General features: G+C 71.9%; 13 protein-coding genes. 10 read left to right on the top strand and 3 right to left on the bottom strand.

The window, feature by feature from the left end; all coding sequences use genetic code 11:
- Positions 1-6 precede the first annotated feature (6 nt).
- The 7 genes from ACN28C_RS18430 to ACN28C_RS18400 all read left to right on the top strand — a co-directional run bounded on the left by ACN28C_RS18430 (position 7) and on the right by ACN28C_RS18400 (position 6,799).
- Entirely contained in the window at positions 7-1,059 is a 1,053-nt protein-coding gene (locus tag ACN28C_RS18430; RefSeq protein WP_422768778.1) for an MSMEG_0568 family radical SAM protein, read from the top strand.
- On the top strand, positions 1,056-2,546 hold the full coding sequence (locus ACN28C_RS18425) for an MSMEG_0567/sll0787 family protein (RefSeq protein WP_422768777.1): 1,491 nt from the start codon (positions 1,056-1,058) through the stop codon (positions 2,544-2,546). The genes ACN28C_RS18430 and ACN28C_RS18425 overlap by 4 nt, the downstream gene beginning before the upstream one ends.
- Entirely contained in the window at positions 2,543-3,391 is an 849-nt protein-coding gene (locus ACN28C_RS18420; RefSeq protein ID WP_422768776.1) for a carbon-nitrogen hydrolase family protein, read from the top strand. Before ACN28C_RS18425 ends, ACN28C_RS18420 begins: the two co-directional genes overlap by 4 nt.
- Before the next feature lie 35 nt (positions 3,392-3,426).
- Positions 3,427-4,263: a carbon-nitrogen hydrolase family protein gene (locus tag ACN28C_RS18415; protein WP_422768775.1), complete on the top strand. Its 837-nt coding sequence runs from the start codon at positions 3,427-3,429 to the stop codon at positions 4,261-4,263.
- Positions 4,260-5,528 (top strand): MSMEG_0565 family glycosyltransferase, encoded by a 1,269-nt coding sequence (locus ACN28C_RS18410; RefSeq protein WP_422768774.1) that lies wholly within the window; start codon positions 4,260-4,262, stop codon positions 5,526-5,528. The genes ACN28C_RS18415 and ACN28C_RS18410 overlap by 4 nt, the downstream gene beginning before the upstream one ends.
- 37 nt (positions 5,529-5,565) lie before the next feature.
- Complete coding sequence (locus ACN28C_RS18405; protein ID WP_422768773.1) at positions 5,566-5,691, top strand: hypothetical protein; 126 nt, start codon at positions 5,566-5,568, stop codon at positions 5,689-5,691.
- Positions 5,692-5,803: 112 nt separating this feature from the next.
- A complete protein-coding gene (locus tag ACN28C_RS18400; RefSeq protein WP_422768772.1) occupies positions 5,804-6,799 on the top strand; it encodes a serine hydrolase domain-containing protein in 996 nt (331 codons plus the stop codon).
- A gap of 62 nt (positions 6,800-6,861) precedes the next feature.
- Here the strand turns inward: ACN28C_RS18400 and ACN28C_RS18395 are convergent, their stop codons facing one another.
- Positions 6,862-7,575, bottom strand: coding sequence for a hypothetical protein (locus ACN28C_RS18395; protein ID WP_422768771.1), 714 nt, complete (start codon positions 7,573-7,575; stop codon positions 6,862-6,864).
- A 153-nt stretch (positions 7,576-7,728) separates the two neighbouring features.
- Positions 7,729-9,987 (bottom strand): catalase/peroxidase HPI, encoded by a 2,259-nt coding sequence (katG, locus tag ACN28C_RS18390; RefSeq protein WP_422768770.1) that lies wholly within the window; start codon positions 9,985-9,987, stop codon positions 7,729-7,731.
- Positions 9,988-10,591: 604 nt separating this feature from the next.
- Between katG and ACN28C_RS18385 the strand changes: the two genes are divergently transcribed.
- From ACN28C_RS18385 to ACN28C_RS18375, 3 genes are all read left to right on the top strand, one after another.
- Entirely contained in the window at positions 10,592-11,152 is a 561-nt protein-coding gene (locus ACN28C_RS18385; protein ID WP_422768769.1) for a hypothetical protein, read from the top strand.
- Positions 11,153-11,846: 694 nt separating this feature from the next.
- Positions 11,847-13,244, top strand: coding sequence for a family 43 glycosylhydrolase (locus ACN28C_RS18380; protein WP_422768768.1), 1,398 nt, complete (start codon positions 11,847-11,849; stop codon positions 13,242-13,244).
- A 40-nt stretch (positions 13,245-13,284) separates the two neighbouring features.
- Positions 13,285-14,727 (top strand): glycoside hydrolase family 43 protein, encoded by a 1,443-nt coding sequence (locus tag ACN28C_RS18375; protein WP_422768767.1) that lies wholly within the window; start codon positions 13,285-13,287, stop codon positions 14,725-14,727.
- Between the two features lie 85 nt (positions 14,728-14,812).
- On the opposite strand, the gene ACN28C_RS18370 is transcribed toward ACN28C_RS18375, so the two are convergent.
- Positions 14,813-16,216, bottom strand: coding sequence for an RICIN domain-containing protein (locus ACN28C_RS18370; RefSeq protein ID WP_422768766.1), 1,404 nt, complete (start codon positions 16,214-16,216; stop codon positions 14,813-14,815).
- Positions 16,217-16,332: the final 116 nt, after the last annotated feature.

Raw genomic sequence — 16,332 nt, 5'->3', positions numbered from 1 at the left:
GCGACGGTGAGCGTTGGCACCCGGGCGGAGATCGCCGTTCGCGGCGTACGCGTGGAGGCCCCGGTCCGCCGGCCGGCCGGCGCGGGGCCCAGCGACGACGGCCATCTGGTGGTGGACGGTGCCAACGCCGCCCTGCCGGTGGACCCGACCAGCCCTTACGTGGTACGCGACCAGCGGCTCTGGCGCGACGGCCGTGACCTCGGGCTCTCGGTACAGGTGGTCCGGCGTCCCCGGTTCTACGACCTGACCACGACCGACGGCGTCCCCTACGAGAAGATCGCCCGGCTGCACGGCGCGGACGTGCTGGCCAGCACGGTGGTGCAGACCTGCATCCGCTACGACGAGCCGCAGCGCTGCCGCTTCTGCACCATCGAGGAGTCACTGCGCTCCGGGGCGACCACGGCGGCCAAGACTCCGGAGCAGTTGGCCGAGGTCGCCGAGGCGGCCGTCCGGCTCGACGGCGTGCGGCAGCTGGTGCTGACCACCGGCACCACGGCCGGGCCCGACCGGGGCGGCCGGCACCTCGCCCGCTGCGCACGCGCGGTGCTGGCGGCCGTGCCGGGGCTGCCGATCCAGGTGCAGATCGAGCCCCCCGGTGACCTGGGTGTGCTCGGTGAGCTGCGGGACGCCGGGGCGGCGGCGATCGGCATCCACGTCGAGTCGCTCGACGACACGGTACGGCGGCGCTGGATGCCGGGCAAGGCAACGGTGCCGCTCGCCGACTACGAGCGGGCCTGGGACGAGGCGGTACGGCTCTTCGGCCGCAACCGGGTCTCCACCTACCTGCTGATCGGCCTCGGCGAGGATCCCGACGAGCTCGTCGCCGGCGCCGGGCGGCTGATCGCGCGCGGGGTCTACCCGTTCGTGGTGCCGTTCCGGCCCACCGCCGGCACGCTCGCCCGCCGCGACGGCGTCGCCGGACCGGCGCCGGCACTGGTCCGCGACGTGACCGAACGGGTGGCGGCGCTGCTGCGCGCGGCCGGCATGACCGGTGCCGACCAGACGGCCGGCTGCGCGGCGTGCGGGGCGTGCGGTGTGCTGACGGCGGCCGGCGGATGACCGCGGTCACCGGCCCGCCGGCTGGTCTGAGGAGCCGGCTCGGGCCGGCTCCCGCCGACCTGGCGCCGGTGCTCACCGGAAGCCGCCCCGGGCTGACGCCGGTGGCCCGGGTCGAACTCGCCGACGACCCGGCGACGCTGGCGGCGTACCGGCGGCTGCGGATCAGGGTCTTCGTCGAGGAGCAGGGGATGTTCGCCGGCGACGACCGCGACGAGCACGACGACGATCCGCGCACGCTGGTCCTGGTCGCCCGCGACCCCGACGGCACCGTGCTCGGCGGGGTGCGGCTCGGCCCCGCCGGTCCGGGCGCCGACCTCGGCTGGTGGATCGGTGGCCGGTTGGTCGTCGACCCGGCGGCCCGCGGCGGGGCCGGCATCGGGCCGGCGCTGGTCCGGGCCGCCTGCGCCTGGGCGGAGACCTCGGGTGTGCTGCGGTTCGAGGCGACCGTGCAGGCCCGCAACGAAGCGCTCTTCCGCCGCCTCGGCTGGCGCGCGGTACGCCCGCTGCGGGTCGCCGCCCGGCCGCACGTGCTGATGCGCTGGCCGATCGGGCGGGTCGCCGCGCTCGCCGACGCCACCAAGCGGTCGCTCGGCACCCTGCTCGCCGGGATGACCCCGGGCGGCCCCGGTTTCGTCGGCGACGACGGCGCACCGGTCCCCGGCACCGACGTGGTCGCGGCCTGCGACGCCGTCATCCCCTCGATGGTGGAACGGGACCCGTGGTGGGCCGGCTGGTGCGCGGTGCTGGTCAACCTCAACGACCTCGCCGCGATGGGCGCCGCGCCGGTCGGCCTGCTCAACGCGGTCGGCGCCCGGGACGCCTCGTTCGCGGCGCGGATCCTCGCCGGCCTGCGCGCCGGCGCCGAGGCGTACGGCGTACCGATCCTCGGCGGGCACACGCAGCTCGGCGTGCCGGCGGCGCTGTCGGCGACGGCGCTGGGGCGTACCGCCGATCCGGTGCCGGGCGGCGGTGGGCGGCCCGGACACCGGATACGGGTCACCGCCGACCTGGGCGGCCGGTGGCGCCCCGGCTACCACGGGCGGCAGTGGGACTCGACGACCGGCCGCGACCGCGCCCAACTGCGGGCGATGCAGAGCCTCGTCGCCACCGCCCGGCCCGCCGCCGCCAAGGACGTGTCGATGGCCGGGATCGCCGGCACGCTCGGCATGCTCGCCGAGGCCGGCGGGGTCGGGGCGGTACTCGACGTCGCGCGCGTGCCGCGGCCGGAGGGCACCGCCATGGGCGACTGGCTCACCTGCTTCCCGGGCTTCGGGATGGTCACCGCTGATCCGGTGGGAAGCCCGGTCCCGGTGGCCGGGCCGGCGGTCGGCGCCGACTGCGGCGAGCTGGTCGCCGGGCGGGGAGTCCGGTTGCGGTGGCCGGACGGGGAACTCACCGAGGCGATACCGGCCGGCGTCACGGGACTGGGCCCGGCCGGCGTCACGGCATCGGGACCGGCCGGTAGCAACGGATTGGGGACGGCATGACGGGCATCGTACGGATGGCGGCCGCCGCCGCACCCTTCGGCCGCGACCTGGCGGCGGACTTCGCGAGGATCGAGAGCATCGTCGGGGCAGCCCGGGCGGCCGGCGTCGACCTGCTCGCGCTTCCCGAGGCGTGCCTCGGCGGCTATCTGGCGCACCTCGACGGCGGTGCCGACGGGCCGCCCGCGCTCCGGGTCGACGGACCCGAGATCGCGCGGCTGTCGGCGATCGCCGGTGACATGGTCGTCTGCGCCGGGTTCTGCGAGGCCGACGGCGAACTGCGGTACAACAGCGTGGTCTGCGTCGACGGCGGCGGTCTGCTGGGGCACCACCGCAAGGTGCACCAGCCGTTGAACGAGAGCGCCAGCTACGCCTCCGGCGGGTCGTTCGACGCCTTCGACACACCGGTGGGCCGGATCGGCATGATGATCTGCTACGACAAGGCCTTCCCGGAGGCGGCGCGGTCGCTGGCGCTGGACGGCGCCGAGATCGTCGTCTGCGTCTCGGCCTGGCCCGCCAGCCGCACGGCGCCCAGCGACGACCTGGCCGAGGACCGCTGGACCCGGCGGTTCGACCTCTTCGACCGGGCGCGGGCCCTGGAGAACCAGGTGGTCTGGGTCTCCGCGAACCAGTCCGGCAGCTTCGGTTCGCTGCGGTTCGTGGCCAGCGCCAAGATCGTGGACCCGGGTGGGGACGTGCTGGCGACGACCGGCACCACCGAAGGAACGGCGATCGCCGAGCTCGACCTCGGCCGGGCGCTGGCCACCGCCCGCCGGTCAATGGCCCACCTGCGCGACCGGCGCCCCGCCGCGTACGCCCGGCTGGCGCCCGAGCCGGTGGTCGTGTGAGCGGCCGCGCGCACCGGTCCTCGAAGATCTAGGCCATGCCCGTGACGCGTATCGCCGCCGCCGCCGCACACTTCGGCCGCGACCTGGAGTTCGACCTCGCCCGCATCCGGAAGATCATCACCGATGCCGGTGCCGCGGGTGTCGGCCTGCTCGTCCTGCCCGACGCGGCCCTCGGCGGTTACCTCGCGGACCTGCGGCACCCGGATCCGGCCGCCCTGCCCCCCGCACTGAAGCGGGACGACCCGGTGATCGCGCAGGTGATCGCGATGGCGGGCAGCATGGTGGTCTGCGTGGGCTACTGCGAGGCCGACGGCGACGACCGCTACAACGCGGCGGTCTGCGTCAACGGCGACGGCGTGCTCGGCCGGCACCGCAAGGTGCACCTGCCGGCGGCCGAGGTCACGGTCTACCGGCCGGGCGACACCTTCGCCGCCTTCGACACACCGGTCGGTCGCATCGGGATGCTCATCGACTACGACAAGACCTTCCCGGAGTCCGCGCGCACCCTCGCGCTGGACGGGGCGCAGATCGTCGCCACCCTCTCGGCCTGGCCGGCGAGCATCACCAACCAGGCGCCGAAGCTCTCCCAGGACCGCCAGTCGCGCCTCTTCGACCTCTACGACTGCGCACGGGCCGCCGAGAACCAGATCGTGGTGGTCTCGTCCAACCAGACCGGCGCGATGGGCGGGATGCGCTTCCTGGGCCAGTCCAAGGTGGTCGGGCCGGCCGGCAACGTACTCGCCCGCACCTGGGCGAAGGCCGGTCTCGCGGTCGCCGAACTCGACGTCGCCGCCGAGATCGCGGCGGCCCGCCGGGTGCTGCACCACCTCGACGAACGCCGCCCCGAGTCCTATCTGGACCGGCGGCCGTGAGATCGGGGATCACGTCACCGCAGCGGTCGCGGGAGCGGCTCTCGATCGCACTGCTGAGCTATTCGACCCGGCCGCGCGGCGGGGTCGTGCACACGCTCGCCCTGGCCGAGGCGCTCGCCGCGCTCGGCCAGGAGGTCACCGTCTGGACGCTCGGCCGGGGCGGCGACACCGGCTTCTTCCGGCCGGTCGACGCCGCGGTCCGGCAGGAGATCGTGCCCTTCCCCGACCGTCCGGGCGAGGCGGTCGGCGCCCGGATCCTGCGCTCCATCGCCACCCTCCGGTCGTCCTTCACCCCGGACCGGTACGACGTCGTCCACGCCCAGGACTGCATCAGCGCCAACGCGGTGCAGCGCTGTCTGCGTACCGTCCACCACGTCGACCACTTCACCACTCCTGAGCTGGCCGCCTGCCACGAGCGGGCCATCGTCGAGCCGGCCGCGCACGTCTGTGTCTCGGCGGCGGTCGCGGCGGAACTCCACGCCGGCTGGGGCATCACCGCCACGGTCATCCCGAACGGGGTGGACGCCCCCCGGTTCGCGGCGGCGGCCGAGCCGGAGGGGTGGCGCGCCCGGCGCACCTGGCGCCGCCGGTTCGGCCGGTACGTGCTCGCCGTCGGCGGCATCGAGCCGCGCAAGGGCTCGCTCGAGCTGCTGGGTGCGTACGCGCTGCTCCGCCGTGACCTGCCCGACCTGCGCCTGGTGGTCGCCGGTGGCGAGACGCTCTTCGACTACCGCGACTACCGGGCCCGCTGGGACGCGATGGCGGCACGCCTGGCCGTCGCGCCGGAGATCCTCGGGCCGGTCGACCACCGGGCGCTCCCCTCGCTGGTCGCCGCGGCGAGCGTCTTCGCCTTTCCCTCCACCAAGGAGGGTTTCGGGCTCGCCGCCATGGAGGCGCTCGCCGCGGGCGTGCCGGTGGTCGCCCGTGACCTTCCGGTGCTGCGGGAGGTGTTCGGCGATGCGGTCCGCTACGGCACCGACCCGGTCACGCTCGCGGCCGCGATGCGTGCCGCCGTCGAGCTGCCCGACCCGGCCCGGCAGGCCGCCGGTCGGGCGCTGGCCGGGTCCCATACCTGGCACGCCGCCGCCGAGGCGCATCTGACCCTCTACCGGTCGCTACCCGCACCCACCGGTCACCGCTCCGCGCCACCGGTCGCCGCACCCGGAAGACCGGCCGGTGCCCGACACAACACCAGCCGGTACCCGACGGAAGACCGACCGTTACGCCCATCGACAGGCGTGCCCGGGTCGGCGGAGAATGGCTAGCCTGTCCACGCCACACCCGATCCGCAGGGAGATCATCGTGCGGGTACGAACCATGGTCATGACCGTCGCCGTCCTGCTGGTCGCCACCGGGGTGGCCGTCGTCCTCGGCCTCGGCCAGCTGCAGGCCGCCTGGGACGTGGCCGGATACACCTGGTCCAACTGACATCCGCGCACCGCGCCGGGTCGGTGGGTGCCGGGCCGCTGCCGTGCGGAGACCGCGCGCCCAGCCGGCCGGAGCATGCGCGACGCGTTGATTGCCGAACGACGGGGGAGCGATGACAAGTACGCACCTGCGCGACCGCCTGGACGAGACGCTCGGGGACGGGCAGATCGCCGGCCTGCATGCGGTCGTCGCCGTCCGCGGCGGCGAGACCCTGCTGGATTACTACGGCTCGGGTGAGGACTTCGCCTGGAACATCCCGCTCGGCGTCGTCGAGTTCGGGTCCGGGACGTTGCACGACCTCCGCTCGGTCACCAAGAGCGTGACGGCGCTGCTCTACGGTATCGCGCTGCACGAGGGTCGGGTCCCGGAGCCCTCGGCGCCACTACTGCGACACTTTCCCGAATACCCCGACCTGGCGGCCGACCCGGCACGGGCCCGGCTCACCGTCGAGCACGCTCTGACGATGTCCCTCGGACTGGAGTGGCGCGAAGACCTCCCGTACGACAGTCCGGCCAATGCCGAGATCGCCATGGAACTCGCGCCCGACCGGTACCGCTACGTGCTGGCGCGGCCGATCGTCGACCCGCCCGGCACCCGCTGGCACTACTGCGGAGGCGCCACGGCGCTGCTCGGCCGGCTGCTCGCCGACGGCACCGGCCAGCCGCTGGCGGAGTACGCCCGGACGGCGCTCTTCGAGCCGCTCGGCATTCACCGCGTCGAGTGGATGGCCGGGCCGGACGGGGTGGCCTCGGCCGCCTCCGGGCTCCGGCTGGCCGCTTCCGACCTGGCCAGGATCGGCGAGCTGGTGCTCGGCGGCGGAGCCTGGCGCGGCCGTCGGATCGCTCCCGCCGACTGGATCCGCGAGATGCTCCGACCTCGCCCCCACCTGCGCACCCACTGGGGTGCCGGCTACGGCTACCAGTGGTACGTCGAGACCGTCGCGGCCCACCGGATGGTGGCCGGCATGGGCAACGGCGGTCAACGACTGCTCGTCCTACCCGACCTCGAACTCGTGGTGGCCATCAACGCCGGCAACTACAACGAGCCCGAGCAGTGGCGGACCCCGGTGACGGTGCTGGAGCGGGTCATCCTGCCGGTGGTGAGCTGACCCCCGGGCGAGCTGACGTTGGCGGGTGCCACCCGGTCACTGCGCCGCGCGCAGGCGCCCGGTCACTGCGCCGCGCGCAGGCGCTCGACGGCCTTCGGCGCCAACCGGCGGACATACGACTCGGTACCGCTGGCATTCTCCCAGCCCAGATCGGCGAGGACCATGATGTGGTCACCGACCCGCGCCAGCACGGCCGGGGTGGTGGTGACGGACTCCTCGTCGCCGTAGCTGAACCGCGCCGACACCCGCACGAGCAGCGACTCGTCACCGGCGATGCCCGTCCCGGCCACCTCCCAGCGATGCTTGCCGGACTCCAGGCTGCCCGGACACCGCCGCAGTGCCGCCGCGATCTCGTCGAAGGCTGCCGCCCCGTGCCCGGGATGCAAACCGACGTACTGGAGCACCACCCGTGGTGTCTCGTTTTCTCCGGGGCTGACGTGTGCCCGCATGGCGACGGCGGCGGTCCGGGTCTCGTCGCTCGGATAGCGCTCGCCACACGGCCGCACCGGCCGCAGATGCTCGCTGTCGCCCTGCGGCATCGGCTCGAGCGTCGCGCCGCCGAGGTCCTCGGGCTGGAGCAGGGCCGAGGAGCGGATCACCTGCGTCGCGTCGGGTGACGGCGACCCGGCCGGTTGGCTCGCCGAGGCGGTCGAACCGGTCGGCGCCGCCGAGGAGGTCGTCGAGGTGCTCTCCGGGCTGCCGTCCGGGGCACAGCCGGCCAGCAGGGCGATGGCCATCGCCGTGGCGAGCAGGGCCTGCGGAGCGGTACGGCGCATGACATCCCCCGTCGTGGTTCGGGTGGTTCGGACCATATCCCCCGAACTGCCCCGGAGCCGCGACCGGCAAACGCCTCTCCTCGGGCGGGTCGCCGGGGCCGGACAAGGTAGGGCCCGGGTCAGCACGCGCCGACCCGGGCCCTACCTGGCGTGTCAGGCCAGGTCGTACCGGTCGAGGTTCATGACCTTGACCCACGCCGCCACGAAGTCCCGGACGAACTTCTCCTGCGCGTCCGCACCGGCGTAGACCTCGGCGATGCCGCGGAGTTGGGAGTTCGAGCCGAAGACGAGGTCGACGGCGGTGCCGGTCCATGTGACCTGCCCGGTCGCCCGGTCCCGGCCCTCGTAGACGTCCTCGGCCGAGGCGGAAACCTTCCACTCCGTGCCGATGTCGAGCAGGTTCACGAAGAAGTCGTTCGTCAACGTGCCAGGCCGGTCGGTGAAGACACCGTGCGGCGTCTGGCCGAGGTTGGCGCCCAGGGCCCGCATGCCGCCGACCAGGACCGTCATCTCCGGGGCGGTCAGCGTCAACAGGTTGGCCCGGTCCAGCAGCAGGGTCTCCGGCGAGAGCTTCTGGCCGGCTCGCAGGTAGTTGCGGAACCCGTCCGCCCGGGGTTCGAGCACGGCGAACGAGTCCACGTCGGTCTGCTCCTGCGAGGCGTCGGTGCGCCCCGGTGTGAACGGAACCGTGATCTCGTGCCCGGCGTTCCGGGCCGCCTCTTCGATGGCCGCGCAACCCCCGAGGACGATCAGGTCGGCGAGCGAGACCTTTTTACCGCCGGCCTGCGCGCCGTTGAACTCCTGCTGGATCCCGGTCAGCGTCTGCAGCGCCGTGCCGAGCGAGGCCGGGTCGTTGACCTCCCAGTTCCGCTGCGGTTCGAGCCGGATCCGGGCACCGTTGGCCCCGCCCCGCATGTCGGTGCCGCGGAAGCTCGCCGCCGACGCCCAGGCGGTGAAGACCAGCTGGGAGACGGAGAGACCCGAGCCGAGGATCGTACGCTTCAGCTCGGCGACGTCCTGCTCCGAGACCAGTTCGTGGTCGACCGGCGGGACCGGGTCCTGCCAGAGTTGGGGCTCCGGCACCCACGGGCCGAGGTAGCGGGTGACCGGTCCCATGTCGCGGTGCAGCAGCTTGTACCACGCCTTGGCGAACGCCTCCGCGAACTGGTCGGGGTTCTCCATGAAGCGCCGGGAGATGGGCTCGTAGATCGGATCGACCCGAAGGGCAAGGTCCGTGGTCGCCATCATCGGGGCGTACCGGACGGAGGGGTCGTGGGCGCCGGGCACGGCGTCCGCCCCGGCGCCGCTCGTCGGCCTCCACTGCTTCGCGCCGGCCGGGCTCTCGGCGACCTCCCACTCATAGCCGAAGAGCGTCTCGAAGAAGCTGTTGTCCCAGGTGATGGGGGTCGGTGTCCAGGCGCCTTCGAGGCCGCTGGTGATGGTGTCCCGACCCTTACCGCTGCCGAAGCTGTTCTTCCAGCCGAGACCCTGCTCTTCGAGCCGGGCCGCCTCGGGCTCCGGGCCGACGTACTCGTCGGCCCGGGCGGCCCCGTGGGTCTTGCCGAAGGTGTGACCACCGGCGATGAGCGCGACCGTCTCCTCGTCGTTCATCGCCATCCGGCGGAAGGTCTCCCGGATGTCCCGGGCGGCGGCCAGCGGATCCGGGTTGCCGTTCGGCCCCTCCGGGTTCACGTAGATCAGTCCCATCTGCACCGCGCCCAGTGGGGCGGCCAGGTCCCGGTCGCCGCTGTAGCGCTCGTCGCCGAGCCAGGCGTCCTCGGGCCCCCAGAAAATCTCCTCCGGCTCCCAGACGTCCTCGCGCCCGAACCCGAAGCCGAAGGTCTTGAATCCCATCGACTCCAGAGCACAGTTGCCGGCGAAGACGAGGAGGTCTGCCCAGGAGATCTTCTGTCCGTACTTCTGCTTGACGGGCCAGAGCAGTCTGCGCGCCTTGTCCAGGTTGGCGTTGTCGGGCCAGCTGTTGAGTGGGGCGAAGCGCTGGGCACCGTCGCCGCCACCGCCGCGACCGTCCTCGATGCGGTAGGTGCCGGCGGAGTGCCAGCTCATCCGGATGAAGAGCGGCCCGTAGTGACCGTAGTCGGCCGGCCACCAGTCCTGCGAGGTCCTCATCACCTCGAAGACGTCCCGCTTCAGCGCCTCGACGTCGAGCCTCTGGAACTCCTCGGCGTAGCTGAAGGACTCGTCCATCGGGTTGGCCCGGGGTGAGTGCTGGTGGAGGACCTGAAGGTTCAGCTGGTTGGGCCACCAGTCCTGGTTGGTCCTCGGCCGGCCCCGCCGGGGGGCCGGGGCCGGGATTGCCGGGTTTTCGCTCTCGCTGCCGTGCTCAGGCACGTCGATCCTTCTCCTGTCAGTCGCTCGTGCTGTCAACCGGTTGCTGGTGCCCGAAGGCACTCGGGGCAAAACACCCTGGTAGATGACCTGTATCGTCCGGTCGGGACGCTCGCCCGTCGGATGCGCTCGGGCGGGGGCGCCCGTCAGCGGTGCCGTCGAGGTGGGTGACGTCACTGCCCGACCGACGCCCCGCAGTATGCCCTACTTTGTTCTTGAATGCATCAAGTATCCGGTAGAGCCTTTGCCGCGACGGGTCGGGCGCACGCCGGCGAAGGCGCGGGGTGAGCGGCGTGCCGCCACACCCGACCGTATCTCCGCACCCGACCGTATCTCCGCTCCGGGCGCCGTGCAGGCACCGGCCGAGGAGTTCGCGGGAATGTCCGGTCCTGGTCACCGATGGACGACGGCCACCGGACAGGCCGCGTGGTGCAGCGCGGCGTGACTGACCGAGCCGACACCAGCCCGTACCGAGCACTCCGACCCGGGGGACGACCGGTTACCCACCCCGACGAGGCGACCGGGATCAGGTCGAAGGTCCCGGCGGTGCCGGGGCGGGAGACCCGCTGACGTCCGGTCCACGGACTCTGCCGGCCAGAGTTCGAAACCGATGAAATTGATGTGTGCCCAGCGGGGGCACGGCGGAGACGAGAGGACGTGCATCGCCATGACCGCGATTTCCGAGCGGCAGACGACGGGAACGACCGCTCCTGCGGTCGGCATCGACGTGACCGAAACGGCGGCACAGAAGGCCGCCCGGTACATCTGGGCTGCGGTGCGGCTGGCCCTCGGCTGGACCTTCCTGTGGGCGTTCGTCGACAAGGTCTTCGGCCTGGGCTTCGCCACTCCGGCGGAGCGGGCCTGGATCGAGGGCGGCAACCCGACCCAGGGTTTCCTGAGCGGGTCGGAGGGACCCTTCGCGGGCTTCTACCACTCCCTGGCCGGCACCGGCTTCGCGAACTGGGCCTTCATGCTGGGCCTGCTCGGAATCGGTCTGGCTCTCACACTTGGCATCGGCATGCGGGTGGCGGCCACGGCCGGCGCGGCCCTGTACGTGATGATGTGGTCGGTGGCGCTGCCGCCGCAGACCAACCCGTTCATGGACGAGCACCTGATCACCGCGGCCGTGATGGTCGGCCTGGCCCTGGTGGGCGCCGGTAGGACGATCGGCTTCGGCAAGGTCTGGGAGAAGCTCCCGATCGTGCAGAAGCAGCCCTGGCTCAAGTAGGCCCGGCTCGACCCGCGTCTCACCTGAACACCGCTCCACCCGATGGGGGCGCCGCCGCAGCGGCGCCCCCATCGCACGCGTCCGGTGCGGTGCCGTTCGACCGGAATCGCCCCCTGATCGGGCCAGGGTGACGGGCACGCCACCGCTGCCCCCCGGCACGACGATCTCACGTGGATCAGCTCTCCCACGCCGGCGCCGTCTGTGACATCGGTATCGGAAACAGCGACCGGGCGCCAGGATCCGAACCGAGAGGTTCAGGACCGTTCACACTCGAACACGCGCGGCACGACCACCGGGAATCGAGGTTTGTCGAGGGCTTGACAGACACCGTGTTACCGCTAACACTTCCTTGCAACGCGGCCTTGCCCGGTGCGCCATCCGGCGCGGGATGGCGCACCGGTCCTCGCCCCGAGGCCGTCGGTCCGGGCCCCCACGCACACCACGACGCATGCCGTCCAGACGGCCGATCCGTTGCGGCAGACCGCTCTCGTGCCGACGGCGGTCCGGACTGCCATGCCAACCGCACCCGGGGAGACGCCACCGTACCCCCGGTGACACCGACCGCACCGCCTGCGAGGCGCCGGCCGCATGTGCGGGGACGCCGGCCACACGACGGGTGGGAGTGCACGTTGCGCGCCCGGGCGCCCGCCGGGATCGCGCCGGACGGCCAGACGGTCCAGATGGGAGTTCCACGATGCGATTCCTTTCCCTCTTCACGCTCTCGACAGTGGCCGCCGGCCTCCTGGTCCTGGTCCCGGGTTCGGCCGCGCTGGCGGCACCGCTGCCGACCGGCGCCCGCTCGCTGGAGTCGGTGAACTATCCCGGCCGGTATCTGCGCCACCAGGACCAACTCGGGCGACTGGACCCGGTCGCGGCGGGAAGCACGAGCCAGACCATGCGCGACGCGACCTTCACCATCGTGAACGGGCTCGCCTCGCCCACGTGCTATTCGTTGCAGACCAAGGACGGGCGGTTTCTGCGACACCGGGACTGGCGACTGCGGGTCGACACCAACACCGGCGACCCGACATTCCGGGCCGACGCCACCTTCTGCGCGGTCGACGGTTCGGTCGCCGGAGCGATCTCGCTGGTCTCGTACAACTATCCGGAGCGGCGGATCCGGCACCGCGACTTCACGCTCTGGCTCGACGCGTACGAGGAGACGGCGACGTTCCGGGCGGACAGCTCGTTCCGGCTCGCCGCGCCCTGGGCGCCGAAGACGACCAGGGGGCCGGTCATTCCGGGGCTCTTCGCCGACCCCCACATCACCACCTTCAACGGCCGCTACTACCTCTACCCCACCACCGACGGCTACGCGAGCTGGAGCGGCAGCTACTACAAGGCGTTCTCCTCCACCGACCTCGTCACCTGGACCGACCACGGCGTCGTACTCGACCACGGCCCGGACGTGTCCTGGGCGGACAACTCGGCCTGGGCACCTGCGGTGGCCAGCCGCAACGGTCGGTACTACCTCTACTTCAGCGGCGGTGCGGCGAGCGGCGACACCGGCAAGCAGCTCGGGGTGGCGGTGGCCGACTCGCCGACCGGGCCGTTCCGGGACGCGCTGGGCCGGCCGCTGATCCGCGCCGGCCAGTTCCCCGGCGGGCAGGCGATCGACCCGATGGTCTTCACCGACGACGACGGCCGGTCGTACCTCTACTGGGGTCAGGGCGTGGCCCGGGTCGTGCCGCTGAACGCCGACATGGTCTCGTTCGACCCGGCGCAGGTCCGCACCGTCACCCCGGCCGGCTACAACGAGGCGCCGTTCGTGCTCCGACGCGACGACCGCTACTACTTCATGTGGTCGGAGAACGACACCCGCAGCGAGGACTACCGGGTCGCGTACGCCATCGGCTCCTCGCCGCTGGGCCCCTGGACCAGGCGCGGTGTGGTGCTGCAGAAGCGGCTCGACGCCGGCATCAGGGGCACCGGCCACCACTCCGTGGTCCGGGCGCCCGGCACCGACACCTGGTATGTGGCGTACCACCGGTTCGCCGTGCCTGCTGGCAACGGCACGAACCGGGAGACCACCATCGACCGGATGGAGTTCGACGCCGACGGCAGCATCCGGCCGATCGTCCCCACCCTCTGAACGGACGATCGTCCCCGTCCCCCGCAGAAAGGAGAGGCACATGTCGAGAGCCGTTGTCCGGCTGGGCGCGACGCTCACGGCCGCCGTCCTGCTCTTCACCTCGTGGTCGGTGGCCACACCGGGAAGGGCGGTCGCGCTGGACCCCTTCACCGGCTACCTGATGGCCCACTTCACCGGCGAGTCCTCGACCGGCCAGCAGATCTACCTCGCACACAGCACCGACGGGCTGCGCTGGACAGACCTGAACAACGGCGCGCCGGTACTGCGCTCCACCGTCGGCACCAGGGGTGTCCGCGATCCCGCCCTGGTCCGCTCCCCCGCCGGCGACAGGTACTGGATCATCGCGACCGACCTCTGCATCGGCTGCGGTCAGAACTGGGACGACGCCCAGCACAACGGCAGCCGCAGCCTGGTGGTGTGGGAGTCCACCGACCTGGTCAACTGGTCTGCGCCGTGGCTGCTCAACGTGGCCGGAGCGATTCCGGACGGCCGCAACGCCTGGGCTCCGGAGGCGATCTGGAACCCGGAGACCAACGACTACGTCCTCTACTGGGCGACGAACTCGTCCCGCAACGGCGTGACCAAGCACCGGATCCACTCCGCCCGGACCAGCACCTTCCGCAGCATCACCACCGCGCAGGTCTACATCGACCGGCCGGGCAGCCAGGGCATCATCGACACCCAGATCGTCGAGGTGCCGACGGGGGTCGGCAGTTACCGCTACGTGCGGGCGTCCGGGGACGGTCAGATCACCGTCGAGGGCAGCAACTCGATCCTCGGCTCCTGGACGAACCTCGGCAACCTCTCCGGGATCGGGCTGACCGGCTCGCAGGTCGAGGGTCCGATGTGGATGAAATTCAACCCGCGCAACGAATGGGCGCTCTACCTGGACCAGTACGCGTCCGGCCGTGGCTACCTGCCGGTGTTGACCGGCAACCCGTCGAGCACCGGTGGCTACCGGATCGCCGCCTCGGCTTCGTACGCCATGGGCGGGACCCGCAAGCGGCACGGCTCGATCCTCAACCTGACCGCCGCGGAGCAGAGCCGCGTGCTCGGCCGCTGGGGCAGCACGGTGCCGGTCAACCGGATCCAGTCGTACAACGTCCCGGACCGGTACGTGCGGCACGCGGACTTCGACGTGCGGATCGACGCGAACGTCAGCCCGGCCCAGGACGCGCAGTTCCGGCTGATGCCGGGGCTCGCCGGCACCGGCACCGTGTCGTTCCAGTCGGTGAACTTTCCCGGCTACTACCTGCGGCACTACGGGTTCGACCTGCGGCTGGAGGCCGACGACGGCACCGCCACCTTTGCCGGGGACGCCAGCTTCCGCCAGGTCGCCGGGCTGGCGAACCCGTCGTGGACGTCGTTCCAGTCCCACAACTATCCCGACCGGTACATCCGGCACTACGACTACCTGCTCCGCCTCGACCCGATCAATGACACGCAGGGACGCGGCGACGCGACCTTCCGGGTGACCACATAGCCGACGCACACCCGGAGGAGCCGAGCACCCGGGCACCGCGCCTCGCCGGCGCGTGCCACGGGTGCTCGGCGCGTCTGCGGCGCGGTCAGGACTGGGTACGGCTCCACTGCTGGTTGGTGCCGCCGGTGCAGGCGTACTGCTGGATGTCCGCGCCGTCGCCGGTGCCCCGGTCGACCACGTCCAGGCACTTGCCGCTGTGCCGGGCGCGCAGCTGGTGGTAGCCGTCGGTGGCGACCCACTGCCACTGCTGGTTGGTGCCGCCGCCACAGGTGTACTGGATGATGTTGGCACCGTCGGCGGTGGAGGCGGAGGCGACGTCGAGGCACTTGCCGCTGTTGGAGTTGACCACGCGGACGTAGCCGCCGCCGGCGTCCTGGAACTCCCACTTCTGGTTGCCGCCGCCGTTCCAGCTCCACTGCTTGATCTCGGCGTTGTTGGCGGTCGAGCCCTCGATCACGTCCATCACCTTGCCGCTGTTGCGGTTGGTGACCCGGTAGTAGGTGGGCGAGTTGCCGGTGACGGTGCCGGTGGCGGTGTCGATGGTGATGGAGGGATACCAGCTCAGGCTCATGCTGGTGCTGGAGGGAAAGCTGATCGGCAGCCAGACGTACTGGGAGTCGTTGACCGGCCCGCTCCAGGCACCGGCCCAGCGGTCGCCCATGTAGAGGTAGCTGGTGGTGGAGCTGCCCTGGATCGGCAGCACGTAGCTGGGCTGGGAGCTGAAGGTGGTGGAGTTGCCGACGTTGGTCCAGCCGGTCCACGGGCCGGAGATGCTCGACGCGGTGGCGTACCTCGCCTGGTTGGGGCTCCAGCCGGTGGCCCCCGAAGTCAGCAGGAAGTACGTGCTGCCCCGCTTGAACATCGCCGGCGCCTCCCGGTGCGCGTCGTTCCAGAAGTTGCCGACCAGGCTCGCCACGTTGAGATAGTCGGCGGTGAGCCGATAGATGTGCAGGTCGTAGTTCTCGTCGGCGGCCGAGATCATGTATGCGGTGCCGCCGTCGTTGTAGAGGGTGATGTCCCGGGACATGTGCTGGCCGAGCGGCCGGAAGCTGCCGTGGTAGGTGTAGGTGCCGTCCACGGTCGCCGACGAGGCGACGGCGGCCCGCGCCTCGCTGTAGTTCGACCCGTTCTCCTTGTGCATCCACATCACGTACCGACCGGTGCTGGCGTTGTAGATCACCTTCGGTCGCTCGATGTTGGCGACCTGCAACTCCGAGGCGGACGACTGGGTGAGGACGTTGTTACGGAACTCCCAGTCCCGCAGGTTGGTGGAGCGGTAGACGGAGACGGCCCGGAAGGTGTTGTCGGCGTTCCGGTTCTCGCCGAACCAGTAGTAGTAGTCGCCGACCTTCAGGACGCCGCCGCCGTGCGCGTGCAACGGGTTGCCGCTGGTGTCGGTGAACTGGGTGCCGTTGGTGATGGTGACCGGCGCCGCCTGGGCCGGAGCCGGGGTCACCGCCACCGCCGCCAGGATCGTCGTGGCGGTCATGGCGAGTGCCGTGCCGAGGGACGCAGGGCGTCTCGTAGCTCTCACTGCGGTCGTCCTTTCCGTTGGTGGTGGAACCTGTCGCGGCGACGGAGACCGGCCACCGCCGGGGTGGTCGG

This window comes from Plantactinospora sp. WMMC1484, from assembly GCF_049315195.1.
Classification (GTDB): Bacteria; Actinomycetota; Actinomycetes; order Mycobacteriales; family Micromonosporaceae; genus Plantactinospora.
This window is presented reverse-complemented; position numbering and strand designations above follow the sequence as displayed.